Source organism: Christensenella sp., from assembly GCF_034927525.1.
Taxonomy (GTDB): domain Bacteria; phylum Bacillota; class Clostridia; order Christensenellales; family Christensenellaceae; genus Christensenella.
This window is the reverse complement of the sequence record NZ_JAYFPU010000039.1, coordinates 1-1,851: the sequence shown is the minus strand read 5'-3', so window position 1 is coordinate 1,851 and position 1,851 is coordinate 1. Positions and strand designations below refer to the sequence as shown.

2 protein-coding genes are annotated in these 1,851 nt (G+C 37.5%); both read right to left on the bottom strand.

Annotated features, from left to right (window positions below; genetic code table 11):
* Positions 1–420 (bottom strand): pentapeptide repeat-containing protein (locus VB081_RS01400; protein WP_323399080.1); only part of this gene is annotated, 420 nt, incomplete at its 3' end.
* Between the two features lie 403 nt (positions 421–823).
* Positions 824–1,549, bottom strand: coding sequence for a hypothetical protein (locus VB081_RS01395; protein WP_323398011.1), 726 nt, complete (start codon positions 1,547–1,549; stop codon positions 824–826).
* Positions 1,550–1,851: the final 302 nt, after the last annotated feature.

The window sequence follows — 1,851 nt, the reverse complement described above, 5'->3', positions numbered from 1 at the left end:
CTCCTCCCAGTGAGCCCATCGCCACTGGGAGCCATCAAAATCCGTATATTTCATATTATTATCCGCCAATAGGATGTTTTTGAAAACCCCTTGGCTAAAGCTGCTCCCCAATGCTTTACAGCCCTTCCATTCACATTGGCTAAAGTAGGCATCTTCAAATCGGCTGCCCGAAAAATCGCAATTCCGAAAGCTGACATTTTTAAAACTGCTTTTTTTAAAGGAACACTCCAACAGGCGACAATTCTCAAAACGTGCATTTTCAACATTTAATTCTGAAAAATCCTGTTCCGATCCCAGGATCCCTTTGATCACACAGTCCCCCAGGCATTCTTCCTGGGCAAGAACCTCATCCACCCGCTTTTTAAAATCGATCAGTACCTCCAAATCATCCCTTAGGTCCACGGCTTCAATTTTTTTCATGGTCGCTCCTCCCTCTTCGTGTCCTTTATTCTACGGCTTATCCCTCCTACGGTCAAGGAAAGCTTAATAAAAACGGTGGACGTTGACAATAACTATGGTCTATCGTATAACTTCGGCTTTGACCGTTAAGGAAAAAAGACCATCGAGGGCAAGCCCGACAGTCTTCTTTATTTCAGAATAGGGAGATGTTAATACCCATTTAATGAGCCCCGTGCTTTTTAAAGTTTTTTCATAATCTCTTTAAGGAAATACAGAATAGCACAAACACTAATCGTGATGGGTAAATCATAAAACAAAGTCGCTGGATAACCAATAATACGAATTACAAAAGTGCCAATGATGGGTATTAGTAATAGTAAGTATAGTAAATCGTAATTTTTTTCTTTCATAGGTATCTCTTTCTTCAATCATGATTTTTTAGAACTTTATTGATGACATCCACCCCATTAAAAGGTGATGCGAAGTCAATGGAAAACGGCCCAAAAGAAAGGGTATAAGCCCAATTTACTGGATTGTGAACATATGTAACAATTACATCTGGTGATCCAAGATTCGAATCTCGCCTTGCGCATATGCTACCCATGCCAAAAGTTTCTGCAGAATGAATTGGATAAGTTGCTCCATTAAAATCAAGCTTTGATGGATTCGTATAATAACGTTCCTGACCAAGTGCGGATATAGTAGTAAATGATGGTGTGGTAAGAATGTTCCATCTATTAAAATCAATTAGAAATGAAAAAGAATCATGTGCAGTATCTGGATTTAACTGTGGATTGGTCCATTCGTAGTATGGTCTAATATAAGTTCTCAAAAAATTATTACTGACGTGAAATGTGGATACACCAAATTTCAAATAGTCATCTCCAATACTACGTGTGTTCGTATTAGAGGAAGGGATGGCTATTACTTCTTCGTCATATGAATCAAAGACGAGGTGATCCGCATCTTCCGTGGTCATTAAAGATTCATATGTAGCTTGTTTAATTTGTTCAGACATCTGATCTAGTGTTTGTTGGGGCACTCCTAGATTTAGGAGTCCGCTATCGCACTCTTCGGCACTTGCTGCAAAGACACTAGAAGTGAAAATACAAAGAAACACAAAGACAATAACGGAAATTTTCTTAATCATAATTTTGTCCTTTCCAAAATAAATGTAACAAATACAAAAACGGACGAATAAAATAAAAAAACTCACCTCCCTTGTTTATTAAAAAAATCGCCTTATGTGAATTCGATTACTTCCATTAAATCATATCACAAACTTAGACTTAAATCAACAACTGGGTTCTTCTTGAGTTTTCGTAGTTTTATCCACAAACCCCTTGTTTCACTGGTAATGCAATGAACAACTTTCAGAAAATGCCCAAAATATAAGGAATCACCAGTCCTTTTGTAGTAGAATTAAGTTGCGAAACAAAATCTACACTAAAC